Below are 23,819 nucleotides of genomic sequence, written 5' to 3' on the forward strand. Positions count from 1 at the left end.
GTGCCGTTTGGGGACACTCATGAAGCCCACCGCACTTGTCCGTCGCACCTCCGCGCGAACGCTTCTCGCCGCCGGCCTTGTGACGAGCCTCGCGCTCGCGACCGGATGCACCAAGTCCGAGGACGACTCGGGCACGAAGCCCTCCGCCTCGAAGCAGGACGACGCCGGCCAGGTGGTCGCCTCGCCCGGCACCGCCTCCGGCCCGACCTGCACCATCGACGCCTACGGCGGGCGGAAGATCGATCTGAAAAGCGCCACCGTCGGCTTCTCCCAGTCGGAGAAGGAGGCCAACCCCTTCCGGATCGCGGAGACCGCCTCCATCAAGGCCGAAGCCAAGGCACAGGGCGTCAAACTGCTCACAGCCAACGCCCAGTCGCAGTTCTCCAAGCAGATCAGCGACGTCCAGGACCTCATCGCCAAGGGCGCGAACCTGCTGGTCATCGCCCCGCTCAACTCCGACGGCTGGGAGCCGGTGCTGCGCACCGCGGCCGCCAAGCACATCCCGATCGTGACCATCGACCGCAAGATCAACGCGGCGGCCTGCAAGGACTATGTGAGCTTCATCGGCTCCGACTTCGTCGAGCAGGGCAAACGGGCCGCGGACCAGATGATCCAAGCGACCGGGGGCAAGGGCGAGATCGCCATCCTGCTCGGCGCGGCCGGCAACAACGTGACCACCGAGCGCACCGCGGGCTTCGAGGACCGCATCAAGGAGAAGGCACCCGGCCTGAAGGTCGTGTTCCGTCAGACCGGCGAATTCGCCCGCGAGAAGGGCCAGTCGGTCACCGAGAACCTCATCCAGTCCAAGCCCGGCATCACCGGGATCTACGCCGAGAACGACGAGATGGGTCTCGGCGCCGTCAACGCCCTCAAGGGCGCGGGCAAGAAGGCCGGCGCCGTCAAGATCGTGACCATCGACGGAACCCGCAACGCCGTACAGAGCATCGTGGACGGCTGGATCTACGCGGTGATCGAGTCCAACCCGCGCTTCGGGCCGCTCGCCTTCCAGACCCTCGACACCTTCACCAAGGGCGAGAAGGTCGGGCAGGACATCGTTATCAAGGACAGCGCCTACGACAAGAGCAACGCCCGGTCGGACCTCGGCAAGGCCTACTGACGTGCTCTCGGTCACCCAGCTGTCCAAGACCTTCCCCGGCGTGCGCGCGCTGTCCGACGTGGACTTCACCGCGCGCGCCGGGGAGGTGCACGCGCTCGTCGGCGAGAACGGCGCGGGCAAGTCGACGCTCATCAAGGTGCTCACCGGGGTGTACCGGCCCGACCACGGCGAGGTGACGTACGACGGAGAACCGGTCCGCTTCACCACACCGCTGCAGGCCCAGCAGGCCGGCATCTCCACCATCTACCAGGAGGTCAACCTCGTCCCGCTGATGAGCGTGGCCCGCAACCTGTTCCTCGGCCGCGAACCGCTGGGCCGGCTGGGCCTGATCGACTTCCGGCGCATGCACCGCGAGGCCGACGAGGCACTGCGCGGACTCGGCATCCGGGTCGACGTACACCGGCCGCTGCGCGAACTCGGCGTCGGCACCCAGCAGATGGTCGCGCTCGCCCGTGCCGTCGCCGTCGAGGCCCGCGTCGTCATCATGGACGAACCGACCTCCTCCCTCGAACCACGCGAGGTGCAGACCCTGTTCGAGGTGATCCGCATGCTGCGCGAGCGCGGCGTCGCGGTCGTCTACGTCAGCCACCGCATGGACGAGCTGTACGAACTCTGCGACACGATCACCGTCCTGCGCGACGGACGCGTCGTGCACACCGGCCCGCTCGCCGAGCTCGACCGGCTGCGACTGGTGGCCATGATGCTCGGCCGGGAGATCGGCGAGGTGCGCGCGGAAGGCATGACCAAGTTCTCCGGCTCGCACGACACCGACGCCGAACCGGTGCTGACCGCGACGGAATTGACGGTCCGGCACAGACTGCGGAACGTGTCGCTGTCGGTCCGGCCCGGAGAGGTCGTGGGCCTGGGCGGGCTGCTCGGCTCCGGCCGCAGCGAGACCGCGAAGGCCATCGCCGGCGCCCTGCCCACCGACACCGGCCGGGTCGTTGTCGCCGGCGTCCCGGTACGGGCGGGCTCGACCGCCGCGGCGATCCGCGCCGGCATCAGCCTGCTGCCGGAGGACCGCAAGAGCGAGGGCATCATGCCGGGGTTGTCGGTCCGCGAGAACATCGCGCTCGCCGCGCTGCCCGGGCTGTCCCGCTTCGGCCTCGTCGACGACGCCCGCGTCGACCGGATCGTGGAGACGTTCATGAAACGGCTCCGGATCAAGGCCGCGGGAGCGCACCAGAAGGTCGGCGAACTCTCCGGCGGCAACCAGCAGAAGGTGCTGCTGGCCCGCTGGCTGGCCCTGCACCCGAAGGTCCTGCTCCTGGACGAGCCGACCCGCGGCATCGACGTCGGCGCCAAGGCCGAGGTGCAGGCACTCATCGACGAACTCGCCGACGACGGCCTCGCGGTGCTGCTGATCTCCTCCGACACCGAGGAACTGATCGAGGGCAGCGACCGCGTGGTGGTCCTCAAGGACGGCGTCGTGGTCCGCGAGCTGACCGGTGACGCCGTCACCGAGGGCGAGCTGATGCGCGCCATCGCCGCCGTCCCCGCTGGAGAAAGCGATGACTGAACTCACCCTCGCACGCGGCGCGCTGGACCGTGCCCGGCTGCTGCGCCTGCTCCAGGACTACGGCGTGTACACCGGCGTCCTGGTGCTGCTGCTGTTCAACTTCGCCTTCACCCCCCACTTCGCCTCCGCGGAGAACTTCCGCACCCAGGCCGTCCAGGTCGCCCCCGTCCTGATCGTCGCGCTGGGCATGGCGCTGGCGATCGGCACCGAGGGCGTCGATCTGTCGGTGGGCTCGGTGATGGCCCTGGCCACCTCCCTGCTCTCGCTCTACCTCGGCTACGGACCCTGGATCGCCACGTTGATCGCGGTGATCGCGGGTGCCGTGGTCGGCGTCGCGAACGGCGCACTGATCGCGTCCGTCGGCGTCCAGCCCATCGTCGCCACCCTCGCCCTGATGGTCGCCGGACGCGGACTGGCCCTGGTCCTGCTGCCCCAGCTCAAGGACGTACGCGATCCGGGCCTTGCGGCACTCGGCTCCGGCGCCGTCCTTGGCGTGCCCTACCTGGTCCTCATCGCCGCGGCGCTCGCGGTGCTGGTCGCGTTCGTGATGCGCCGCACCACCTTCGGGCGGCAGGTCCTGGCCATCGGCGACAGCCGCCCGGCGGCCCGGCTCGCCGGACTCCCGGTACGCCGGGTCCTGGTCGTGGTCTACGTCTGCTCCGGCGCCCTCGCCGCGATCGCGGGCGTGCTCGCCACCGCCCGCCTCGCCGCGAGCGACCCCACCTCCCTCGGCACCCTGATGGAACTGTCCGCCATCACCGCCGTGGTCGTCGGCGGCACCCCGCTCAGCGGCGGACGGGTGCGCATCGGCGGCACCGTCGCGGGTGCCGCGCTCATCCAGCTGCTCACCACCACCCTCATCAAGCACGATCTGCCGCCGTCGTGGACCCAGATCGCCCAGGCCGTGGTGATCGTCCTCGCCGTCTACGCGGCCCGGGAACGAGGCAGGCGATGACCACGCAGACCGAAGAGGCCGGAATGCCGGCCGACACCGTGAGCCGCAAGGGCGCCGGTCCCGGGCGTATGAACCGCTCCGAGCGGCTGAGCGGGCTCGCGCAGCAACACGGCGCCCTGGTCACCCTCGTGATCGCCATGGCCGTGGCGTCACTGAGCTTCGACACCTTCCTGACGGGCGACAACCTCGAGAACATGGCGCTGTCCTCCGCGTTCCTCGCCGTGGTCGCCCTCGGCATGACGTTCGTGATAGTCACCGGCGGCATCGATCTGTCGGTGGGCTCCCTGTTCGCCCTCGGCGGCGTCCTCGCCGCCTGGGGCTCGCAGTACGGCACGGCGGTGGCCCTGCTGCTGCCGCTTGCTGTCTGCGGACTGATCGGCCTGGTCAACGGAGTACTGATCGCACGTGTCCGGCTGGCGCCGTTCATCGTCACCCTGGCGGCGATGCTGGGTGCCCGGGGCATCCTGCTGGCCATCACCGACGAGGGCTCGAGGACGTATCTCGTCGACAAGGACTCCTTCTTCGCCACCCTCGGACAGGGCTCCCTGGGCGGCATCGGAGTGCCCGTGTGGATCACCGTGGCGCTGTTCGTGCTCGGCGCCGTCGTGCTGCGCCGGACCAGATTCGGCCAGTACGTCTACGCGGTCGGCGGCAACGAGGACGCGGGAGCCCTGATGGGCGCACCGGTGGCCCGTACGAAGATCTCCGTCTACACGCTCTCGGGCCTGTGCGCCGGGCTCGCCGGCGCACTCAACGCGGCCTGGCTGCTGTCGGGCGTGACCATTCTCGGCAGCGGCATGGAGCTGGAGGCCATCTCCGCCGTGGTCATCGGCGGCACCCTGCTCAGCGGCGGTTTCGGCTACATCAGCGGCTCCCTCGTCGGGGTGCTGCTGCTGAAGGTCATCCAGAACGTGATCAACCAGATCGGCTCGCTCGACTCTGCCTACCAGCAGGTCGTCAGCGGAGCCTTCCTGGCCGTGGTGGTCGTTGCCCAGACGTGGCTGGGCCGGAGACGGAGAGTGCTGTGAAACCATCCTTGCCGAGATTTCGCCGCAGGCTGGGCCGCCCTGTCGTCGTCGGGACGGTGGCCATGGCGGCACTGGGGTTCTGCCTGGTCACCCCAGGCGTGGGGGCGGCGGCCACCGGAAGCCGGACGAGCCACCCCGCCGCCGTGACCGTGCAGGACGCCCGCTTCGAAGTCCTGTCACCGACATTGATCCGGACGGAGTACGCGGGGGACGGCCGCTTCCAGGACAGCCCCACCTTCAACGCCGTCGGCCGGGACTCCTTCACCCCGCCCCCCTACACCTCGTCCGTCAGCGACGGTGTCCTGACCATCACCACCAGCGCCATGACCCTGCGCTACCGGATCGGCTCCGGACCCTTCGACGCCGACAACCTGACGACGTCCTTCAAGACAGGGCAGACGCCGGTGCTCGCGGCACCCTGGCAGCACGACGTCTGCACCGTCGGTGCCTTGTGCGAGGCGGAGGACCAGCTGTACGACGGTCCGGGCCTGGCCACGGATCACAGCGGGTTCACCGGCAAGGGCTTCCTCGCCGGTTTCGAAGTCGACAACAACTCCCTGGCCGCGGACGTGCAGGCACCGTCCGCCGGCACCTACGACCTCGCCGTGCGCTACGCCAACGCGGTGGGCGGCGACGGCCACCACGAGGCACGCACCCTCAGCCTCAGCGTGGACGGCGGCGCCGACAAGACGTTCACGCTTCCCGCGACATCGGACTGGAACACCTGGGGTGTGGCCCGCCTGCCGCTGACGCTCGGCACCGGTTCCCACACCGTCAGACTGCACCGCACCGCCACCGACTCCGGAAGCGTCAACGTCGACAGCCTCGCCCTCCTCACCACCGGTGCCACCTATCCCTCCCGAGCGCAGACCACGGTCAACGGCTGCCGGTTCGGGACCAGTTGTGAGGCCGAGGACGCCCTCCTGTCGGGCTCCGCGATCATCGCCACCGATCACAGGAGTCATACCGGCTACGGCTTCACCGCCGAACTCAACCAGGGATCCGGTATCTCGGACCGGATCACCGGCGTACCCGACGACGGCACCTACCTGCTGAACCTGCGCTACGCCAACGGCACCGGCAGCGACGGCCTGCACCAGCCACGGACGATCGAAGTCGGCACCGGCAACGGCGCCTCCCGCACCCTCTCGCTCCCGGCCACCGACAACTGGGACACCTGGCAGTCGGCCTCCGTTCCGGTCGAGTTGAAGGCGGGTACCGACCAACTGACCCTGAACTGCCCGGAGTCCACCAGCTGCCACGTCAACCTGGACACCGTCGCCCTGAGCCGGCAGGGAGAGGCCGCCCCAGCACCCCACCTCGCCCTGGGCGGCTACCGCCGCAGCCTCGACGGACTCAACGGCGACACCGAACCCACCCCCTGGACCACGCCCGGTCTCTTGCACCGAGACGGCTGGTACCTGCTCGACGACACAACTTCCGCGGTCTACGACACCGGCACCAAGAAGGCCACCCCACGCCCTGCACATGGCGGCCGGCCCTACCAGGACGGCTATCTCTTCGCCTTCGGACACGACTACCAGCAGGGCCTGTCCGACCTGGCCACGCTGACCGGGCCGTCACAGCTGCTGCCCCGTTGGGCATACGGCGTCTGGTACTCCGAATACATCGACCGCACGGCGAGCGACTACGAGAACACCATCCTGCCCGCGTTCCGCGCCGCGGACGTACCTCTGGACGTGCTCGTCACGGACACCGACTTCAAGTCGCCGAACACCTGGAGCGGTTGGAACTTCGACCCGGCCAAGTTCCCCGACCCCAAGGCCTTCTTCGACTGGTCCACCGGCCAAGGGCTGCACAACACCCTGAACGTGCACCCGAGCATCCTCGGCTCCGACCCGCAGTTCGCGAAGGCCCAGAGCACGGCCAAGGGCAAGCTGAGAAAAGGCGGTTGTGCAGGCAGCGCCGGCTCGGACTGCTACACCTTCGACTTCGGCGATCCCGACCAGCTCAAGGCCTACCTCGACCTGCACCGTCCGATGGACCAGGCCGGCAACGACTTCTGGTGGCTCGACTGGTGCTGCGACGCCTCCCGCTCCTCCCAGTCCGGAGCCACCCCGGACGCATGGATCAACCAGAAGTACGCCGACCTCACCTCCGAGACCAGCGACCGCGGCTTCGTCCTGTCCCGCGCCTACGGCTCCCTCCAGGCCGGCGGCTACAGCGGCGGCGTAGGCCTGCCCACCGGCCCCTGGGCCGACAAGCGCAGTACGCTCCACTTCACCGGTGACACGACCTCGAACTGGGGCACCCTGCGCGCCGAAATCGGCTATACGCCGGGGGAGTCGGCCGCCACCGGCCTTGCCGCCGTCAGCCACGACATCGGCGGCCACAACGACGGATACGGCATCCCCGGAGCCGAGACGTACACCTCGAACGGCCAGACCCACCGCACCACCAAGCTGCCCGACGACCTGTACGCACGGTGGGTGCAGTTCGGCACCTTCCAGCCCGTCGACCGTCTGCACAGCAACCACAGCGACCGCCTGCCGTGGCAGTACGGCCCCGAAGCACAGAAGTCCGCGGAGAAGTTCCTCCGGCTGCGCGAGGCGCTCGTGCCGTACACGTACACCCTGGCGCACGAGGCCAACACCACCGGCACCCCGATCGTCCGCCCGTTGTACCTGCAGTACCTGGAGGAGGAGAACGCGTACACCAAGGCGGACAGCGAGTACCTCTACGGCCCCGACATGCTGATCGCACCCGTCACCACACCCGGCACCGACACCACCACGTCGATGTGGTTCCCTCCTGGCCAGTGGACGGACTACTTCACCGGCCGCACCTACACTGCACCCGCCGGCGGAGCCACGCAGGACATCACGACCACCCTGGACACCATGCCGGTCTTCGTCCGGGCGGGCGGCATCGTCACCACCCGGTCAGACAACGTGCCCGACGACAGCCAGAGCCCACTCGACAAGGTCAGCGTCACGGTGGCCCCGGGAGCATCCGGCGTGTTCTCTCTCTACGAGGACGACGGCACCACCTCGCATTCCGGTCGTACGGCAACCACCCGGATCCGCTACACCGAGCACAAGGACGCACACCTGCTGAAGATCGCACCCGCCAAGGGAGCCTTCCCCGGACAGGTCAGCCGCCGCACCTGGACCGTGTCCTTCCTCGGCGTCGGCGAACCACCGAGCCAAGTAAGCGCGGGCGGCACCCGTCTGACCCGCTCGGCCTGGTACTGGGACGCCGACACCCACGTACTGCGGATCACCACACCCGCGTACAGCATCCGCGCTGCCACGGCCATCGCGTACAAGTAGAAGGGCGGGTACTCGTGCAGGCCCTGCCGCGCATGTCGTGCTTGGCGGCAGGGCCTGTCATACCTCGGCGCGGTCGGCGAACTCACCCGCTTCTGCCACACCCGGTCGGGGGTCACTCTCCGATCAGCCGTGTCGACAACGCCACGGGTCACTGCAGATCGTCGGCCAGGGCCGGGGACTCGGGCTTCTCCTCGGGGGCTGCCTCGGTGCCGGTGACGATACGGCGGATCGTCTCCAGCGGCTCTCACCGGCGCCCGTGCCGCTCGGATCGTCGCCGGCGAGTTCAACGGCTGCCTGTGGCGGCCGGACATGGCTGACCAGGAGCCTTGCCCACCCAAGCCGCGCCACAAGGTGGTTCAGGCCCCGCCCGAGCAGCCTGCCCGGGCGCTCATCCCTCCTACGAACACCGAGCTGCGACCCCGTGACCGGGAGCACTGTGCGGACAGCGCACAGCCGGATCGCGCCATCGGTCGCGGGGGAGACCACCCTCACGCTCAGGGCCTGCCGGCGAGGTGACACCTCGCTCTTCCTCCGGTCCGAGACAGGCTGCAGACCGGGAGGACCAACCTCGACACATCCGGGGCGAACACGCGCCCCAGGGAGGACGACCCCCGCGAACCTCTCGAAGAACAGCCGTGGCGGTGACAGGCAGGCAGGCTCAGCGCAGCACGACGTCGAACACCATCTGGAAGAACGCGTCGATAGGGGCGGAGGACTTGTCGGCGCGGGCCGCGATCAGGGCACCTTCCCAGGCGCTGAGGACGAAGAGCGCGGTCGCCGGCACGTCGAGCGAGGCGCTTACTTCGCCCGATTCCTGGGCCTCGGCAAGCACGCGCTCGATGTGCGAGGCCCACTGCTGGAAGCCGCGCTGGACCGCCGAGCGGATCTCCTCCGAGTGGTCGGCCACCTCGGCGCCGAAATTGCCGACCAGGCATCCGCGGGCGAAGCCGCTGTCCACCGTGTCCGAGCCCATGAAGTCGAAGTGTGCCCGCAGCCGTTCCAGCGGAGGACGCCCGGCCGTGTCGAGCATGTCGAAGCGCAGACCGGCGGCATAGCGGTTGAGCGCCTCCAGGGCGCTGTCCTCCTTGCTGGCGAAGTGGTTGTAGAAAGAACCCTTCGGGGCGCCGGCGGCCGTGGTGATGTCGCTGATGCCGGTGGCGTTGAAGCCCCGGGTACGGAACTGCTCCAGTGCCGCCTGCGCTATCTCCTCGCGCTTCGATGCGCGTGCCATTCTGATCACCTCTCTCGCAATATGTCCGGTCGTCTTGTTCGCTGTCAAGCCCGCGCCTCAGGCCCGCACACCTTCGCCCGCCCGGGCTTGACGTCTCCTAAGACGACTGGTCATATTGAAAGTGGCATCGTCACACTGAGCCCGCCGGTCCATGCCGGCCGGGCGGTACCAAGGGAGCCTCAATGTCCACCACCTACCGAGCCTTCGAAGCCACCGGAGTCCACAACCTCCGGCTGGTCGAGCGCGAGCTGGTCGACCCGGCGCCCGGACACGTCCGGCTCCGGGTGGAGACCTGCGGCGTCTGCCACACCGACGTCCTTGCCGTGGAGGGCCTGCGTGCCGACCCGTCCAGTCCGATCGTGCCCGGCCACGAGATCGTCGGCGTGATCGACGCCGTGGGGCCGGGCGTCACCGCCTGGCACCCCGGCGACCGCGTCGGCGTCGGCTTCCTGAACGGACACTGCGGGGAGTGCGAGCCGTGCCGCCGGGGCGACTTCGTCAACTGCCTCGACCAGGGGCAGACCGGCACGAACATCGACGGCGGCTACGCCGAGGTGACCTACGCGCGTGCCAGCGGACTGGTCCGCATCCCCGACGGCATGTCCGCGGCCGAGGCCGCCCCGCTGCTGTGCGCCGGACTGACCACCTTCTCCGCGCTCCAGCAGGACTCCGTCCGGGCGGGCAGCCTGGTCGCCGTGCAGGGTATCGGCGGCCTGGGACACCTCGCGCTCCAGTACGCGCGCAGCCTCGGATACCGGGTCGCCGCCGTCGCCCGCGGCAAGGACAAGGAGCCGCTCGCCCGTGAGCTGGGCGCTCATGAGTACATCGACAGCTCGGAGACCGACCCCGGCGCGGCGCTGGCCGACCTGGGTGGCGCCTCGCTCGTCATCGCCACGGCGGCGAGCGGCGCGTCCATGAACCCGCTGCTGCGCGGTCTTGCCCCCGGTGGGAAGCTCGTCGTCGTGGGTGCCGCGCCCGACCCGCTGTCGGTGGACACCGCCGACCTGATCTTCGGCACCCGGAGCATCGTCGGCAGCCTGACCGGCTCGTCGATCGAGAACGAGGACAACCTCGGCTTCAGCCTGGCCCACGGCATCCGCCCGTCCATCGAGACGATGCCCTTCGAGCGGGCCATGGACGCCTACGAGCGGATGCTCTCCGGCAAGGCGCGGTTCCGCGTCGTCCTCGACGTCGCCGCCTGATCGTCCTCGCCGTCACCGCCGGACCCGGCTCACCCCTCGTGCGTGGGCCGCACGGTCACGGCGGTCCGGCTCCGCGAGCGGTCGGGACGTGCGCCCCTGGGGCGCGGGCCCCGGAGGGGTCGTCAGGGGCCGCCAACGGACACGGCAACGTCGGAGGGTACGTCCGCACCGTCCCCGTGGGCGCCACCGAACCCCCCGTCACCTTCAACCTCACCCAGCGACCACCCGCGACACGCCCGCACACAGGCCGTCCGCGGGCACGGCGTCCCGTTCCCTCGGTGTGTCCCGTCCGCTGCGCCTGACTACAGGTCCAGCAGCGCCTGCTCGACGGCCTCCGTCAGAGCCGGGTGGATGTACAGGACGTCGTGCCCGATCCGGTCCACCGTCAGTCCCAGGGACATGGCCTGGATCAGGGGCTGGATGAGCGTCGCGGCCTGGGGCCCGATGGTGTGCGCGCCCAGGAGCATACGATCGGCCGGACTCGCGAGGAGTTTGACGAAACTGGTGGTGTCCTCCAGGGCCCATCCGTAGGCGGTCTGTGCGTAGTCGCGAACGCTCACCAGGCAGTCGATGCCGCGCCGCCGCGCCTCCTGTTCCGTGAGACCGACACTGGCGATCTGCGGGCTGGTGAACACCGCATGCGGCGCCACCTTGTTCGGCAGCGTCCGCACGTCCTGCGGATGGAGGATGTTGTGCCGCACCAGCCGCGATTCCGCGTTCGCCACGTGCTTGAGCTGGAAGTGGTTCACCGCGTCGCCGAGTGCCCACACCCCGGGCACGGACGTTCGGTAGGCGTCGTCGGTGACGATGTGACCGTGTTCGTCCAGCTCCAGCCCGCCGTCGACGGCCCGCAGCCGGTCCGTGTTGGGTCTGCGGCCGACGCACACCAGCAGCATGTCGGCCTCGACGGCGTGCTCACCGTCCGGACATGCCACCAGCGCCGCCACACCGTCCCCCTTCGGTGCGACCGAGGTGACCTTGGCGCCGAGCAGCACACGGTGCCGCAGTGAGGCGAGCTCGGTGAAGCGCTGCGACACCTGCTCGTCCTCCGCCATGAGCAGGCGTGGCCCGCGCTGCACGATCGTGATGTCCACGCCGAACGACGCGAACACGTGGCCGAACTCGGCCGCGATGAAGCCGCCGCCGAGCACCAGCATGGACGCGGGCAGGGCGTCGATCCGCATGATCGTGTCCGAGGTGTGGAAGGCGACGGTGTCGAGGCCGGGGATGTCCGGCACCACCGGCCGCGACCCGACCGCGACGACGAACGTCTCGGCGGTGATCCGCTCCGTCCCGACCTCCAGCACCTTCGGGGCGACGAATCGGGCCGCCTCGGTGAACACGTCGACGCCCTGGCCTCTGCGGTACTCCACGGCACTCTCGTGCAGCGGATCGATGCGGTCGAACACGCGGTCCCGGACGGACTTCCAGTCGACGTGCGCGACACTCGCGTGGACGCCGAGGCGCCGTGCCGCCCGCGCGCCCTCGGCGGCGTCCGCGGCGACGACGAACATCTTGCTCGGTATGCACCCCCGGTTCAGACACGTGCCGCCGAAACGGTCCGGTTCGACGATGGCGGTCCGCAGGCGATCGAATTCCTCGGACAGCAGCATGTTGCCGCTGCCTGCTCCCAGGATGACGAGATCGTAGTGCCGCATGTCTTCCACCTTCCGTGGGCGGGACACCGGCCTTGTGGCGTGTGGCTGTGAGCGTGCGGTCCTACTGATCACAATTCTGTCCGCATGCGCCGCTTTCCACCACTGCCGGACGTGAGGGCGGCCCGGCCCACGGCCGGCGCGTCAGGACACCGTCCCGTCCCGCCGGTACGCCGATGGTGAGCTGGTCGGCCTCGCTCCTGTAGGTGCCGCGCACCATGGCGCGCCAGATCTCGCGGCCTGGGGCGGAGCGTGCCTGCGGAGCGGTGTCACGCCGTGGTGTGCCATCCGGGCTCCAGGCTGTCGAGTAGGGCGTGGAAGGCTTTGTGGGCCCGGTCCCAGTGGCCGTCGGCCAGCGGGGTGATCAGCAGGCCGAGGGCGGCGTCGGTCAGGAGGGTGGCCTGTGTGCGCGCTCGCTCTTGGGTCATGCCGAGGTCGCGGAAGACGGAGGTGTACAGGAGGGTCCATTCGGTGACGATGTCGCGCATGACGGGCCCGTAGCGGCCAGGGTGAAGCACGCTGGCGCTCATGATCTCGAAGTAGAGAGGGAGTGTGGCGCGTACATGGGGGTCGCTGAATTGTCGCCACAGTTCCTCCACGAAGCGGCGCAGGTCTGCGGGGCTCGCGGGCGAGCCGATGGTCTCCAGTAGTTCGCGGGTGCGCAGGAGGGGCCGACGCTCGTAGATGGCGAGGGCCTCGGCGACCATTCGTTCCTTGGTGCCGAAGTAGTACAGGAGCATGCGGTCGCTGGTGCCCAGGGCCTTGGCCAGAGGTCGCAGGGACAGGTCCGCGATGCCGTTGCGCATGACGTACTCGCGGACCCGGTCGAGAAGGTCGCGTCGCTTGGCTGGATCGGGTGGGCGAGGCATGGAGGCTCCTGGGTGCGCGCGGTCGAGGATCCCGCGCCGTCCGTTATTGCGCCTTTGGTGGGGTATTTACTGTAGCGGCAGTTACGTCTATATTTGAGATGTAGCGACCGCTACGTGTTCGGGCCTGGCGTATGCCTGGCACGTTCACCGGCCGACCGGCCGGCCGTCAGCGAAGGGACTGATCCCCGTGGCCACCTGGGTCATCGGTTACCGCATCGTCTCCCACCGGGGAGAGCGGTCCTCTCGTGCCGCTGCACCGTCGCGGCTCGCCCGGCAGTGGGCTCTGTGGTCCCGCCTGCTCGCACCGCTGCGGCCGTTTGACGCGCCGCGTGGCTGTGCCACCGCCTGGGATGCCTCCTGGCCCCTGCAGCGGGAACTCACCTCCGTGCGCCAAGCCCGACGTCTGGTGACCGCGCAACTGAGCGACTGGGCTGTGGGTGAACTCGCCGACACCGCTGAGCTACTGGTCAGTGAACTGGTCACCAATGCTCTGCGTCACACGCGCGGTCCGCTCAGGCTCAACCTGCAGCTGCGCGACTCCCGCCTGCTGTGCGAGGTCGAGGACACGGAGTCCTCCAGCCCCGCACGCAACGTCGCCGACCCGGATGCGGAGAACGGCCGGGGCATCGAGCTCCTCGACCTGCTCGCGGACGCCTGGGGCAGTGTCCGGACGGCCACCGGCAAGACCATGTGGTTTGAGCTGCAGGCCGAAGGCCATCATCGTGAGACGCAAGCACCGTGATGACGGTGGCCTGTGGAAGTCGCGGTCGTCCGAAGTCCCAAGGCGGCGCTGTCAACAAGTAGACAGGACCAGGAACGGAGAGCACGGCCAACGCGAACGCATCGTGCGCGAACGGTTGGACAGGGTCTGCCGCCTGTCAGGTCCAGAGCTCAGGACCAGGTCCGACCGTTGCGTTCCGCGCTGACCGTGCACAGGATCACGATCCGCAATGGGTGCCGGAGTGCAGGTCCGGTATCCCGCTTCACGGACAGGCACCTACTAGGTACCATCACGGGTATGCCATCCCTGAACGTGTCGTTCACTGAAGAGGAACTCGAAGGCGTGCGGGCCGCGGCCGCCGCCGAGGGCAAGAGCCTCAAGCAGTACCTGCACGACCTCGGAATCCGCGAGATGCAGCGCAAACAGTTCGTCGCCGGCGCCACCGAATGGGCCGAGCGGCTGCGCGGCGAGTTCGACGAGGCCTTCCCCGACGAAGTGCCGCCCGCCGAACGCGGCAACGGGGCCGCTGCCGCCTGATGCCGCCTCTCTACATCGACGTCTCCTGGCTGCTGGACGTCCAGGAGAACGCGCTCGGCCACGATGACCTGACCGTGGCGGACTACTCCGCGCTGGTCGCCGCCGTCGCCCGCCACAAGACCCGGATGCCCACCCTCGCGACAGCCGACCCGGACACGGCCTGGCGCGCCGCGGCCCTGCTGCACACCATCGTGCGCCTGGAGCCGCTCCCGCACCGCAACAGCCTGTACGCCGCGTTCATCGCCGCCCAGTACATGGCGCAGGCCGGCGAAGGCATCGATCCTCCCTACGGCGCCCTGTCCGACCTGGTCCGCAAGGTCCGCGACACCCGTATCAGCGTCCAGGACGTCGCCGATCAGCTGCGGAGCTGGAAGCTGTAGCACCGGCGCTGGTGCGGCATCGCCAGGGCAGTCGTGGCCTGCTGATCATTGCCTGCCATCCAGGGGAAACGGCTGCGGACACCCGCCGGAGGGCGCCTCAGTCCGCAGACCCGCCGCCGACCGGGATGCCCAGCCGGTGGGCCACGGTGATCAGGGCCGACCCCAGGGGGAGCGCGACCCGGGTGAGGGCGTGCGGGTCGCCGCGGGTCGGGTCCTGGTTGACGATCAACACCGGCTTTCCCTCCTGGTGCGCCTGGCGGACGAACCGGAGCCCGGACATCACCGTCAGCGAGGAGCCCAGGACCAGCAGTGAGGACGCTTCACGTACCAGCCGTCGGCAGTGCTCGACGCGCTGTGGCGGAACCGCCTCGCCGAAGAACACCACGTCCGGTTTGAGTACGCCGCCGCAGTCGGCGCAGGGCACGATGCGGAAATCCCCGACCTGCGCGTCGGTGAGGTCGGCGTCACCATCCGGGTTGATCCCGGCGGCCACCGGGTCGAAGCCGGGGTTCTCGGCCTCCAGCCGCCGGGCGAGTTCGCGGCGCGGGCTGAAGGCGCCGCAGGAGAGGCAGACGACCCGGTCGAGGCTGCCGTGGAGTTCCACGACGCCCTCGCTGCCGGCGGCCTGGTGCAGGCCGTCGACGTTCTGGGTGATCACACCCGAGACGTGGGCGTGCCGTGCGAAAGCGGCCACGGCCCGGTGCCCAGCGTTGGGGAGGGCGCGGCCGAAGGTGCGCCAGCCGAGGTGGCTGCGCGCCCAGTAGCGGCGCCGCGCGTGGGCGCTGCCGGTGAAGTCCTGGTAGGTCATCGGGGTGTGCCGGCTCAGGCTCCCGCCCTTGCCCCGGTAGTCCGGGATGCCTGACTCCGTGGAGATGCCCGCGCCGCTGAGCACCAGCACACCGCCGGTGCTCAACGCGTCGACGACCGGTTGCAGGTCGGTGGTCCCCGGCGGCAGATCCGCGGCGGGGGTCCAGCTCAGGGTGGGGCGCATGCGCATGCCGCCAGGGTACGGAGTCGGCGGCGGCTCAGGGCCGGCGCAGGTGGGGGCAGGACGACCCGACACTCTCGGGAATCATGGTCAGCGGCTCCGGCAACCACGGTAAGACCGCCACGGTCTGCGCCGTCTCGTTGGCCGGCTGAAGCGCTCAGTCACGCCGGGGCAGTCGCCGGTGGCGCGGCAGAACGACGGGGTGGGCGGGGCCGGACGGAATCGTTCGGCGCACGGTCATGGCGGCCGCAGCACGAACGCATCCGAATCGCATCCACGGTCAGATACCGGGCGCTGCGAACGCGCCGTGGGGATCTTGATATGGGCGACCGAATCGCGTGAGGCGATATCCCGGTGAACCGGGGTAGCCGCCACACACGGCGGTTGGCCCACCCTTCAAGGAGAACCATGTTCGCACTCACGTCCCGTCGTCTGCGCGGCATCGCCCGTCGGGTCTTCGGCTGGCAGCAGTTGCGTCCGGCCCAACTCACAGCGATGAAGGCCGTGATGAAGGAGCGTGACGTACTCGCCGTCATGCCGACCGGCGCGGGCAAGTCCGCCGTGTACCAGGTGCCCGCGGTCTTGCTCGGCGGTCCGGTCGTGGTCGTCTCGCCGCTGATCGCGCTGCAGCGGGACCAGATGCAGAGCCTGCTCGGATCCGGCGCGTTGCGCGCCGCCGCCATCAACTCTGCGCAGCGCCGAAGCGACAACGAGACGGCATGGGCCCGCATCAGCGCCTCCTCGGTCGACGTGGTCTTCCTCGCTCCTGAGCAGCTCGCCAAGCCGGACGTCACTGACCGGCTCGCTGCCGTCCGGCCCCGGCTGCTGGTGGTGGACGAGGCACACTGCGTGTCGTCCTGGGGACACGACTTCCGGCCGGACTACCTGCGGCTGCGCCACGCGCGCGAGCGGCTTGGCAATCCGCCGGTGCTCGCCCTGACCGCGAACGCGGCGGCCCCGGTCCGCCGGGACATCGCCGAACGTCTTGGCATGGACGACCCGGTGGAGATAGTGGCCGGCTTCGACCGTCCCAACATCCATCTGGAGGTGTCCACCTTTCAGGACGGAGCCGCCAAGGAGCGGTTCGTCGTGGAGCGGGCGGCCGTCGAGGAGAAGCCGGGAATCGTTTACGCGGGGACGCGGCGGGCCGCGGACAGCTACGCCGCGCAGTTGAGCGGCCTCGGACTGTCCGCGGCGAGCTACCACGCGGGCCGGTCCGCCGCCGAACGCGGCCGAACCCAGGACCGGTTCAGCTCCGGTGAACTCGACGTGGTCGTGGCGACCTCGGCGTTCGGGATGGGCATCGACAAGGCGAACGTACGGTTCGTCCTCCATGCGTCCGTCCCCGGCTCGCTCGACGCCTACTACCAGGAGATCGGCCGGGCCGGCCGCGACGGGGCACCGGCCAGGGCGATCCTCGCCTACCGTCCACAGGATCTGGGCCTGCAACGCTTCTTCGCCGCCGGCGCTCCCGACGCCGACGCGGTGCGCCGCGTCGCCAAGTGCCTGCGCGGCGAGGAGGGCGCCGTGAGCGCGACCCGGCTCCGGGCCGACTGCGAACTCGACGCGACGGCACTGTCCGCCGTGCTGAACCTGCTGGAGGAGGCCGGGGCCGTCCGTACCGGACGGGACGGCAGCCGCTTCACCGGCGCTGCCGGCGCCTCCGCGGATGACGACGTCGACGCCGCTGTGCAGAGCGCCCTCGCCGTCCACGCCACGCACCGCAAGCTCGAACAGTCCCGGGTCGACATGATGCGCGGGTACTCCGAGACGACCGACTGCCGACGGCGGTTCCTCCTTGGATACTTCGGCGAGTCCGTCCCCATCCCGTGCGGGGCGTGCGGCAATTGCACAGGCACGGTGGCCAAGCCTGCGAGCAGGCTGAGGCGCGAGCGGTCCGGAGACGGACGGCCGTACAAGGCGGCCACGCGGCAGCGCCGGTGGATCCGGGCCGGTGAGCGCGCGGGCGCCTCCGCGGGTGCCGTCCGGGCGGCGGAGACGGTCGCACGCCCCGCGGCGGACGACCACGCCTACCTGCCGGGCGTCCGCGTGCGCCATGACCGGTGGGGCCACGGCGAGGTCATGAGCGAGGGCGACGGCAAGATCACCATCCTGTTCGAGTCGGTCGGCTATCGCACCCTGTCGCTGGCCGTGGTGACGGACAAGCAGTTGCTCGCCACGTTGCCCGACTCACCGCGCTGACGCTGGACCCGCGAGTCCCGGACGCCGAGAGGCGGCCCTGCCGTAGCGGGCGGCGGGCTCGTAGCGGGCCCAGCAGCCTTCGGGAGTACCCTGACGCGCCAACTCTGATGCTGCGGTGCCCGTCAGGTACTCAAGTGCCGACTGAGATGCACAGTCTCAACCGCGGTGCCTGAGCGCCGATCGGGCCCGTGAGCGTTCTCGTCGGCTCGTGCGAGGGACGTGGGTGCCCCAGCATGTCAGAGGTGGCTGGCACGATGCTCCGCATGGATCTCGCATGCCTGCTCGACGGCCTGGACACCCGCCTTTGGTCCTCCCTCTCCCATGCGTACGGCAGTGCGGAGGACGTTCCCGATCTGCTGCGGGCTCTGACCGGCGCTGACGCGGGTGAGGCGGATGGGGCGTTGTCGGAGCTGTACGGGAGCGTTCTGCACCAGGGGACGGTCTACGCCGCCAGCGCGGAGGCGGCCCGTTGAACGACGAGTCGGTCATCTCGCCGGCCACCAAGGCCTGACCACCGGCGAGGTGCAGGCCCACCTGGCCGACGCCTATGGCGGCGAGGTCTTCCGTCAGACGATCTCGACCATCACCGACCAGGTCCTTGAGGGCATGGTCGAAATGGCAGAGCCTCCGGCCCGACCCGTCTGTCCGGTCGTCTTCATCGACGCCGTCCACGTGAAGATCCGCGACGGCGCGGTCGCCAACCGGCCCATCCACGTGGCACCGGCCGTCACGGTGGAGGGCCCGGGGAGATCCTGGGACTACTGGGCCGGCGACGGTGGCGAGGGCGGCGAGCACTGGCTGCACACCCTCACCGAGATCAAGAACCGCGGCGTCGGCGACGTACTGATGCTGGTCTGCGACGGCCTCACAGGCCTGCGCGAGGCGGTGGAGACGGTCTGGCCCTCGGGCCGCAGAGGACGGTCGAACCACTCACCACTGAACCAGCGCACAAAGTCCCAGACCTGCGAGCGATTGCCTACCCCGTCTCCCAGTGTGACCGACACATCAGGACCATCCAGCAGGCCCAGGACGCTACCGCGTCGCCCAGGCACGCAACCGGCCAGGAGCAACCTTCGGCCGGGGCATGCCAGCCGGCTCAACTCGACCCGCCAGCTGCACGAGATGTCCTCGACTGCTCCGCCACGCTGGGCTCTGGGCTACGGCACGGTACTCGCCGCCGAGGGCAGCCGAAGGGCCTCCGGTCGAGCCCGGAAGGAAGGCCCGTGCGTGATCTCCGGCGGCCGGCCTGACACCACCGGGGGAGCGGCATGGACGGTTCGTCCAAGAGCCGCCAAACTGGCCACTTCTGCCCTCTTTGTGGGGTGTGGGGGCTGGCGTAAAGGTGACTTGACGCCTGGTGGACAGGGCAAAGTGCTGACCTCGGCACTTGACGGCACCACGCTGTCCTCCCATGAGAGACATGAACAACAGGTGGCGCCGGGGGATCCGCCCTCCCCGGCCTCGCCATACGGCGGCGGCTGCCGCCCTCGTGGCGCTCGTGGCCGGTCTGACCGCCGCCCCCGGCGCAGCTCAGGACCTCGGCCCGCGCACCGGGCGAACGGAAGCCGCCGCGCAGACCGGAGCGGCCCGGTCGCCGATCACCTCCCGGCATCAGCTCACCCTGATCACCGGCGACCGCGTCACGCTGGAGACGGACACCTCGGGCAAGCAGAGTGTGTCGGTCGAGCCCGCCGAGGGCCGCGAACGAGTCGCGTTCATCAAGCGTCAGTCCGGCCGCGACTGGACGGTCATACCCGCCGACACGCTCCCGCTGCTCGCGACGGGCCGGCTCGACAAGGCGCTGTTCAACGTCTCCGCCCTGGTCCGGGGCAAGTACGCGCAGCGGTCGAGCCTGCCGCTGATCGTGGAGTACGCCGGGGACGCGGGCACCGCCCGGCGGCAGCTGACCGCCGCCGGTGCCGACACCGTCCACCCCATCGGCGGGACCCCCTTCGCTACCCTCGGCGAACACCGTGCGGACGCAGCCGGGTTCTGGAAGGGCATCGCCCCCGGCCGGGCGGACGTCACGTCCTTCGGGGCGGGTGTGCGCCGGGTCTGGCTGGACGGCCACTCAAGGATCCAGCTTGACAGGACGGTGCCGCGCATCGGGGCCCCGCACGCCTGGGAGAAGGGCTACACCGGCACCGGCGTCAAGGTCGCCGTGCTCGACACCGGTTACGACCCCAACCACCCGGACCTCAAGGGCCTCGTCACCGAGTCCGCGAACTTCACCACCGAGCCGAACACCGACGACCTGAACGGTCACGGCACCCATGTGACCTCCACGGTCGCCGGTTCCGGCGCGGCCTCCGACGGCCGCTACAAGGGTGTGGCACCCGGTGTGCAGATCCTGTCAGGCAAGGTGTGCACCGCGGACGGCAACTGCGACAACTCCGACATCGTCGAGGGCCTGGCCTGGGCCGCCCAGCACGGCGCCAAGGTGATCAACCTCAGCCTGGGCGACACGGACACTCCGGAGACCGACGCCCTCGAGGCCATGGTCGACACCGTGACCCGTGACTACGGCACGCTGGTCGTGGCCGCGGCCGGCAACAGCGGTCCCGACAAGGTCTCCTCGCCCGCCTCCGACGACCGGGCGCTGGCCGTCGGCGCGGCCGAGGACGACGACGACCTCGCCGTCTTCAGCTCGGTCGGCCCGCGGGTGGGCGACTCCGGCCTCAAGCCGGACATCATCGCCCCCGGCGTCAACGTCGTCGCCGCGAGGGCGGGCGGCACCACCGCCGACGACGGCTATGTCGCGATGAGCGGCACGTCCATGGCCACGCCCCATGTGACCGGAGCCGCCGCCATCCTGTTCCAGCAGCACCCGGACTGGACGGCGGAGCAGGTCAAGCGCCAGCTGATGCAGTCGGCGACCGGCGCCAAGGAGCACGGCGCCTACTTCCAGGGCGCAGGACGCGTCGACGTCGCCCGGGCGGTCGACCAGGACGTCACCGCCGACACCACCGCACTGGACTTCGGGCTGATCCGCTGGACGGACGGCAAGCGGCCTCCGGTGACCAAGACCATCACCTACCGCAACCCGGGCGCCGCGCCGGTCACCCTTCAGCTGAAGGACAACCCGAGCAGCGGGAAGAAGGACGTGCCCGCTCCCGCCGGGCTGTTCCGGCTCAGCGCCGACACGGTCACCGTGCCCGCGCACGGAACCGCGGCCGTCACCCTCACCGCGACCCCGGAAGCCACCACGACGTACGCCGCCTACAGCGGTGTGGTGACCGCGAGCACCACGGACGACCAGGTGTCGGTGCGCGTCCCGCTCGGCATGGACGTCGAGCAGCCGTCCTACGACCTGCGCATCGGCATGAAGAGCCGCACGGGCGCCGCCCCCCACAACGCCTACCTGCTGGTCAACTCCGCCGACGGCAAGGCGTACGAGGTCGAGGCGCTCGGCAAGAGCAGCACGGTGGTGCGACTGCCGAAGGACACGTACTCGGTGAGCGGCTTCTACTTCGACGCCTCCTTCACCGAGGGCACCATCGTCGGCGTGCCGAAGGTCGTGATGAGCGCCGACCGGCAGGTGACCATCGACGCCCGCAAGGCGAAGCCCGTCACGGTGTCCGCACCGAGCCGTTCCGCGCGCATCATGTCGGCCGAGATCGGCACGATCAGCATGGCCGACCAGCTTCTCTCGGTCACCATGTACAACGCGATCGGCACCGACCACATCGACGGCGTGTACGCGGTGCCGACGGCGCGGGACAAGGACTCGAAGTTCACCTACCTCGTCAGCACCGTCTGGGGTGACCCCGCCGGCGCGGACGGCAACCCCTCGTCGGTCTACTACCTCTCCCGGCCGGTGCACGGCGCCATCCCGGCCGATCCGGGGTACCGTCCCCGCACGTCGGAACTGGCGAAGGTGGACACCACCTTCGCCGCCACCACCCCGGGAACCACCGCTGCCCGCCTCGTCTGGATGTACGTCGACAACGTCCGCTTCAGCGCACCGTCGATGGCGGGGCTGCCGGTGCCGACCCGGCGGGTCGACTACTTCTCGTCGGCCGAGGGCCTACGCTGGCAGACGGCCTTCGACCAGAACAACATCTTCGACCCGGACACCCGCGGACAGAGCTACCTCGGCGACCTGCACAGCTACAAGGCCGGCGCCAAGGTCGAGGAGCGCTGGAACGGCGGGATCCAGGCCGTGGGCCTCGCGTCCTCGATGGCCGCCTTCCGCGAGGGCGACACCATCTACCGCCCCTTCCAGTCGGCCGCGAACGGAAACCTCGACCTGGTGGCCGACACGACGGCCGGCCTGCCCACGGTGGAGCTGCGGCGCAACGGCGAACTCGTCTCCGAGGACTGGAGCATGAGCGACGTACCCGCCGACACGACCCCCGCCGACTACCGCCTGACGGTCGAGCACGACCGCGACCTCGCCCCCAGCTCGGTCTCCACCCACGTGTCGGCCGAATGGCGCTTCCGGTCGCAGACCACGGCGACCCGGCAGGCGCTGCCGCTGTACGCGGTCCGTATGTCGCCGAAGCTGGACGAGTGGAACCGGGCCGAGGCCGGCCGTAAGCTCGACATCCCGGTCCTGATCCAGCGGACGGCCGGCGCCCCGGCGTCGCCCGTCCGCGTCTTCACCACCGAGGTCTCCTTCGACGAGGGGAAGACCTGGCAGTCGGTGCGGGTCAAGGGCTCCGGCATGGAGCGCACCGTGACCGTGGAGCACCCTCGCCACGCCGCGGGCGGCTCGGTCAGCCTGCGCGTCCACGTCGAGGACGCGGCGGGCAACTCCTTCAAGGAGACCGTCATCAAGGGCTACCTGCTCAAGTAGCCGCCTGTGCGGAGTAGTCACGTCCTCGGGTAGTTGCTTCCGCGGAGTAGTCACGTCCTCGGGCAACTGCTTCCGCGAGCAGCGCAGCCCGGCCGCAGCGGCCGGACGAACGGGGACAGGGCCCGCCGGACACGTCCGGTGGGCCCTGTTCGTGTGCGTGGCGGCGTCCGCCGTACTCTCAGAGCCAGTCGCGGCGGGCCGCGTGCCAGCCCAGCTGCATACGGGTCGCGACGCCCGCCAGGCTCATCAGGCCTTGGATGCGCCGCTGGACGGTGCGCTTGCTGACCCGCAGCTGTCCGGCTATCGCCTCGTCCGTCATACCGGCGACCATCAGGGAGAGCAGGTGCCGGTCCTCTCCGACCGGCGAGGCGGCATCCGTGGTGCCGGCGCCGCCGATCTGGCCCTCCTCGGTCACCCGGAGCGGGGCTCCGATCTCCCAGTGATGTTCGAACAGGGCGATGAGCGCGTCCAGCAGGCTGCTCTCCCGCACCACCGCGGCCCGCAGTTCCCGGGGGTTGCGGGATGTGCCGGAGGAGGCCAGCGGCAGGATGGCCACCGAGCGGTCGGCGATCGCCATCCGCAGCGGCAGCAGGGGCGCCGCCCGGGCGACCTCTCCGGCGCACACGCCCTTGACGACGTAGTCCACCGCGTCGGGGTCGTCGAAGTACGCCTGCTCGTACAGGGCCCGGTAGAGCACGCCCCGGTCCAGCGCGTCGTACTCCTCCTGATTGCTCTCCGGGGACATGGCCACGTACTGGGCCTTCACGAACCACATCATCTCGCGGTCGGCGCCGTGCTGGAGCTGGCGCAGATGCTGGCGCAGTGCCGCCGCGCCGGTGATGATCTCGACGGCCTCGCCCGTGCTCCGGGCCCATGCGCTGCGGCGGTGTGTCTCCGCCAGTTCGTAGACGGCGGCCCGGGTCTGTTCCAGGGCGTCGAAGCGGCGTTGGAGCCGGGGCATGAGGGCCACCTGCGGCGGCACGGCCGTGAACCATTCGGGACTGTCCTCGACCGCCGACGCCAGGCCCTTGTGCTCCAGCGCGCGCAGCAGCAGCCGCGCGGTCACGACGTCGAGGTCCGAGCGGCCGGAGATGTCCTGAGCGGACGCCGTCCCGGTGGCGACCAGAAGGCGGTACACCTCGCTCTCGTCGGCCGTCAGGCCCACCGTCTCCAGCATGTCGCCACCTTTCTCACCATCCGGGCCGCCTCCGCCTGGGTTCCCGTGGGGGGAACGCGGTCGTCCCGGCGGTGATTCCATCAGCCCCCGCGACCAGGCACCACGACGGCTTTCACGGGCGATCCGGTTCACCGTGACGGGGCGGTG

17 protein-coding genes and 1 pseudogene are annotated in these 23,819 nt (G+C 70.0%); 13 read left to right on the forward strand and 5 right to left on the reverse strand.

Annotation, left to right across the window (positions count from 1 at the left end):
* The first annotated feature begins 19 nt into the window (after nt 1-19).
* The 5 genes from ACWGJB_RS41410 (at nt 20) to ACWGJB_RS41430 (ending at nt 7,912) form a co-directional block, all read left to right on the forward strand.
* Nucleotides 20-1,117 (forward strand): ABC transporter substrate-binding protein, encoded by a 1,098-nt coding sequence (locus ACWGJB_RS41410; RefSeq protein ID WP_453385187.1) that lies wholly within the window; start codon nt 20-22, stop codon nt 1,115-1,117.
* Between the two features lies 1 nt (nt 1,118).
* Nucleotides 1,119-2,636, forward strand: coding sequence for a sugar ABC transporter ATP-binding protein (locus ACWGJB_RS41415; RefSeq protein WP_453385188.1), 1,518 nt, complete (start codon nt 1,119-1,121; stop codon nt 2,634-2,636).
* Nucleotides 2,629-3,591, forward strand: coding sequence for an ABC transporter permease (locus tag ACWGJB_RS41420; protein ID WP_453385189.1), 963 nt, complete (start codon nt 2,629-2,631; stop codon nt 3,589-3,591). The genes ACWGJB_RS41415 and ACWGJB_RS41420 overlap by 8 nt, the downstream gene beginning before the upstream one ends.
* A complete protein-coding gene (locus ACWGJB_RS41425) occupies nt 3,588-4,619 on the forward strand; it encodes an ABC transporter permease (RefSeq protein ID WP_453385190.1) in 1,032 nt (343 codons plus the stop codon). The genes ACWGJB_RS41420 and ACWGJB_RS41425 overlap by 4 nt, the downstream gene beginning before the upstream one ends.
* Nucleotides 4,620-4,681: 62 nt before the next feature.
* Nucleotides 4,682-7,912 carry a TIM-barrel domain-containing protein gene (locus ACWGJB_RS41430; protein WP_453385191.1) on the forward strand — a complete coding sequence of 1,077 codons (3,231 nt, stop codon included), beginning with the start codon at nt 4,682-4,684 and terminating at the stop codon, nt 7,910-7,912.
* Between the two features lie 658 nt (nt 7,913-8,570).
* On the opposite strand, the gene ACWGJB_RS41435 is transcribed toward ACWGJB_RS41430, so the two are convergent.
* A complete protein-coding gene (locus ACWGJB_RS41435; RefSeq protein ID WP_453385192.1) occupies nt 8,571-9,143 on the reverse strand; it encodes a TetR family transcriptional regulator C-terminal domain-containing protein in 573 nt (190 codons plus the stop codon).
* A gap of 182 nt (nt 9,144-9,325) precedes the next feature.
* Between ACWGJB_RS41435 and ACWGJB_RS41440 the strand changes: the two genes are divergently transcribed.
* Complete coding sequence (locus ACWGJB_RS41440; RefSeq protein WP_453385193.1) at nt 9,326-10,345, forward strand: alcohol dehydrogenase catalytic domain-containing protein; 1,020 nt, start codon at nt 9,326-9,328, stop codon at nt 10,343-10,345.
* A gap of 302 nt (nt 10,346-10,647) precedes the next feature.
* Here ACWGJB_RS41440 and ACWGJB_RS41445 read toward each other — a convergent pair whose 3' ends face one another.
* Both ACWGJB_RS41445 and ACWGJB_RS41450 read right to left on the reverse strand, forming a co-directional pair.
* A complete protein-coding gene (locus ACWGJB_RS41445; protein WP_453385194.1) occupies nt 10,648-12,003 on the reverse strand; it encodes a mycothione reductase in 1,356 nt (451 codons plus the stop codon).
* Between the two features lie 266 nt (nt 12,004-12,269).
* On the reverse strand, nt 12,270-12,869 hold the full coding sequence (locus ACWGJB_RS41450; protein WP_453385195.1) for a TetR/AcrR family transcriptional regulator: 600 nt from the start codon (nt 12,867-12,869) through the stop codon (nt 12,270-12,272).
* A 214-nt stretch (nt 12,870-13,083) separates the two neighbouring features.
* Here ACWGJB_RS41450 and ACWGJB_RS41455 point away from each other — a divergent pair, with 214 nt between their 5' ends.
* The 3 genes from ACWGJB_RS41455 to ACWGJB_RS41465 all read left to right on the forward strand — a co-directional run bounded on the left by ACWGJB_RS41455 (nt 13,084) and on the right by ACWGJB_RS41465 (nt 14,507).
* Nucleotides 13,084-13,611 carry an ATP-binding protein gene (locus tag ACWGJB_RS41455; RefSeq protein WP_453385226.1) on the forward strand — a complete coding sequence of 176 codons (528 nt, stop codon included), beginning with the start codon at nt 13,084-13,086 and terminating at the stop codon, nt 13,609-13,611.
* A gap of 276 nt (nt 13,612-13,887) precedes the next feature.
* The gene (locus tag ACWGJB_RS41460; RefSeq protein WP_217553694.1) at nt 13,888-14,127 is read left to right on the forward strand and encodes a hypothetical protein; all 240 of its coding nucleotides are present in this window, start codon (nt 13,888-13,890) and stop codon (nt 14,125-14,127) included.
* Nucleotides 14,127-14,507, forward strand: a complete 381-nt coding sequence (locus ACWGJB_RS41465) for a toxin Doc (protein WP_351717028.1) — start codon at nt 14,127-14,129, stop codon at nt 14,505-14,507. The genes ACWGJB_RS41460 and ACWGJB_RS41465 overlap by 1 nt, the downstream gene beginning before the upstream one ends.
* A 97-nt stretch (nt 14,508-14,604) precedes the next feature.
* Here the strand turns inward: ACWGJB_RS41465 and ACWGJB_RS41470 are convergent, their stop codons facing one another.
* On the reverse strand, nt 14,605-15,504 hold the full coding sequence (locus ACWGJB_RS41470; RefSeq protein WP_453385196.1) for an NAD-dependent protein deacetylase: 900 nt from the start codon (nt 15,502-15,504) through the stop codon (nt 14,605-14,607).
* 399 nt (nt 15,505-15,903) lie between these two features.
* Between ACWGJB_RS41470 and ACWGJB_RS41475 the strand changes: the two genes are divergently transcribed.
* The 4 genes and pseudogenes from ACWGJB_RS41475 to ACWGJB_RS41490 all read left to right on the forward strand — a co-directional run bounded on the left by ACWGJB_RS41475 (nt 15,904) and on the right by ACWGJB_RS41490 (nt 22,495).
* Nucleotides 15,904-17,697 carry a RecQ family ATP-dependent DNA helicase gene (locus tag ACWGJB_RS41475; protein ID WP_453385197.1) on the forward strand — a complete coding sequence of 598 codons (1,794 nt, stop codon included), beginning with the start codon at nt 15,904-15,906 and terminating at the stop codon, nt 17,695-17,697.
* Between the two features lie 263 nt (nt 17,698-17,960).
* Nucleotides 17,961-18,170: a hypothetical protein gene (locus tag ACWGJB_RS41480; RefSeq protein WP_453385198.1), complete on the forward strand. Its 210-nt coding sequence runs from the start codon at nt 17,961-17,963 to the stop codon at nt 18,168-18,170.
* Nucleotides 18,171-18,198: 28 nt separating this feature from the next.
* Nucleotides 18,199-18,600 (forward strand): annotated as a pseudogene (locus tag ACWGJB_RS41485) (transposase); the annotation flags it as partial.
* Between the two features lie 517 nt (nt 18,601-19,117).
* Nucleotides 19,118-22,495, forward strand: coding sequence for a S8 family peptidase (locus ACWGJB_RS41490; RefSeq protein WP_453385199.1), 3,378 nt, complete (start codon nt 19,118-19,120; stop codon nt 22,493-22,495).
* A gap of 178 nt (nt 22,496-22,673) precedes the next feature.
* Here the strand turns inward: ACWGJB_RS41490 and ACWGJB_RS41495 are convergent, their stop codons facing one another.
* Nucleotides 22,674-23,672, reverse strand: coding sequence for a helix-turn-helix domain-containing protein (locus tag ACWGJB_RS41495; protein WP_453385200.1), 999 nt, complete (start codon nt 23,670-23,672; stop codon nt 22,674-22,676).
* Nucleotides 23,673-23,819: the final 147 nt, after the last annotated feature.

The sequence above is a fragment of the Streptomyces sp. NPDC054813 genome (genome assembly GCF_053611365.1).

What these genes read in the sequence shown, in the direction of transcription:
- ACWGJB_RS41410 (WP_453385187.1), top strand. Translation starts at nt 20, where the DNA reads ATGAAGCCCACCGCACTTGTCCGTCGCACCTCCGCGCGAACGCTTCTC.
- ACWGJB_RS41420 (WP_453385189.1), top strand. Translation starts at nt 2,629, where the DNA reads ATGACTGAACTCACCCTCGCACGCGGCGCGCTGGACCGTGCCCGGCTG.
- ACWGJB_RS41425 (WP_453385190.1), top strand. Translation starts at nt 3,588, where the DNA reads ATGACCACGCAGACCGAAGAGGCCGGAATGCCGGCCGACACCGTGAGC.
- ACWGJB_RS41430 (WP_453385191.1), top strand. Translation starts at nt 4,682, where the DNA reads ATGGCGGCACTGGGGTTCTGCCTGGTCACCCCAGGCGTGGGGGCGGCG.
- ACWGJB_RS41435 (WP_453385192.1), bottom strand. Translation starts at nt 9,143, where the DNA reads ATGGCACGCGCATCGAAGCGCGAGGAGATAGCGCAGGCGGCACTGGAG.
- ACWGJB_RS41440 (WP_453385193.1), top strand. Translation starts at nt 9,326, where the DNA reads ATGTCCACCACCTACCGAGCCTTCGAAGCCACCGGAGTCCACAACCTC.
- ACWGJB_RS41445 (WP_453385194.1), bottom strand. Translation starts at nt 12,003, where the DNA reads ATGCGGCACTACGATCTCGTCATCCTGGGAGCAGGCAGCGGCAACATG.
- ACWGJB_RS41450 (WP_453385195.1), bottom strand. Translation starts at nt 12,869, where the DNA reads ATGCCTCGCCCACCCGATCCAGCCAAGCGACGCGACCTTCTCGACCGG.
- ACWGJB_RS41460 (WP_217553694.1), top strand. Translation starts at nt 13,888, where the DNA reads ATGCCATCCCTGAACGTGTCGTTCACTGAAGAGGAACTCGAAGGCGTG.
- ACWGJB_RS41465 (WP_351717028.1), top strand. Translation starts at nt 14,127, where the DNA reads ATGCCGCCTCTCTACATCGACGTCTCCTGGCTGCTGGACGTCCAGGAG.
- ACWGJB_RS41470 (WP_453385196.1), bottom strand. Translation starts at nt 15,504, where the DNA reads ATGCGCATGCGCCCCACCCTGAGCTGGACCCCCGCCGCGGATCTGCCG.
- ACWGJB_RS41475 (WP_453385197.1), top strand. Translation starts at nt 15,904, where the DNA reads ATGTTCGCACTCACGTCCCGTCGTCTGCGCGGCATCGCCCGTCGGGTC.
- ACWGJB_RS41480 (WP_453385198.1), top strand. Translation starts at nt 17,961, where the DNA reads ATGGATCTCGCATGCCTGCTCGACGGCCTGGACACCCGCCTTTGGTCC.
- ACWGJB_RS41490 (WP_453385199.1), top strand. Translation starts at nt 19,118, where the DNA reads ATGAACAACAGGTGGCGCCGGGGGATCCGCCCTCCCCGGCCTCGCCAT.
- ACWGJB_RS41495 (WP_453385200.1), bottom strand. Translation starts at nt 23,672, where the DNA reads ATGCTGGAGACGGTGGGCCTGACGGCCGACGAGAGCGAGGTGTACCGC.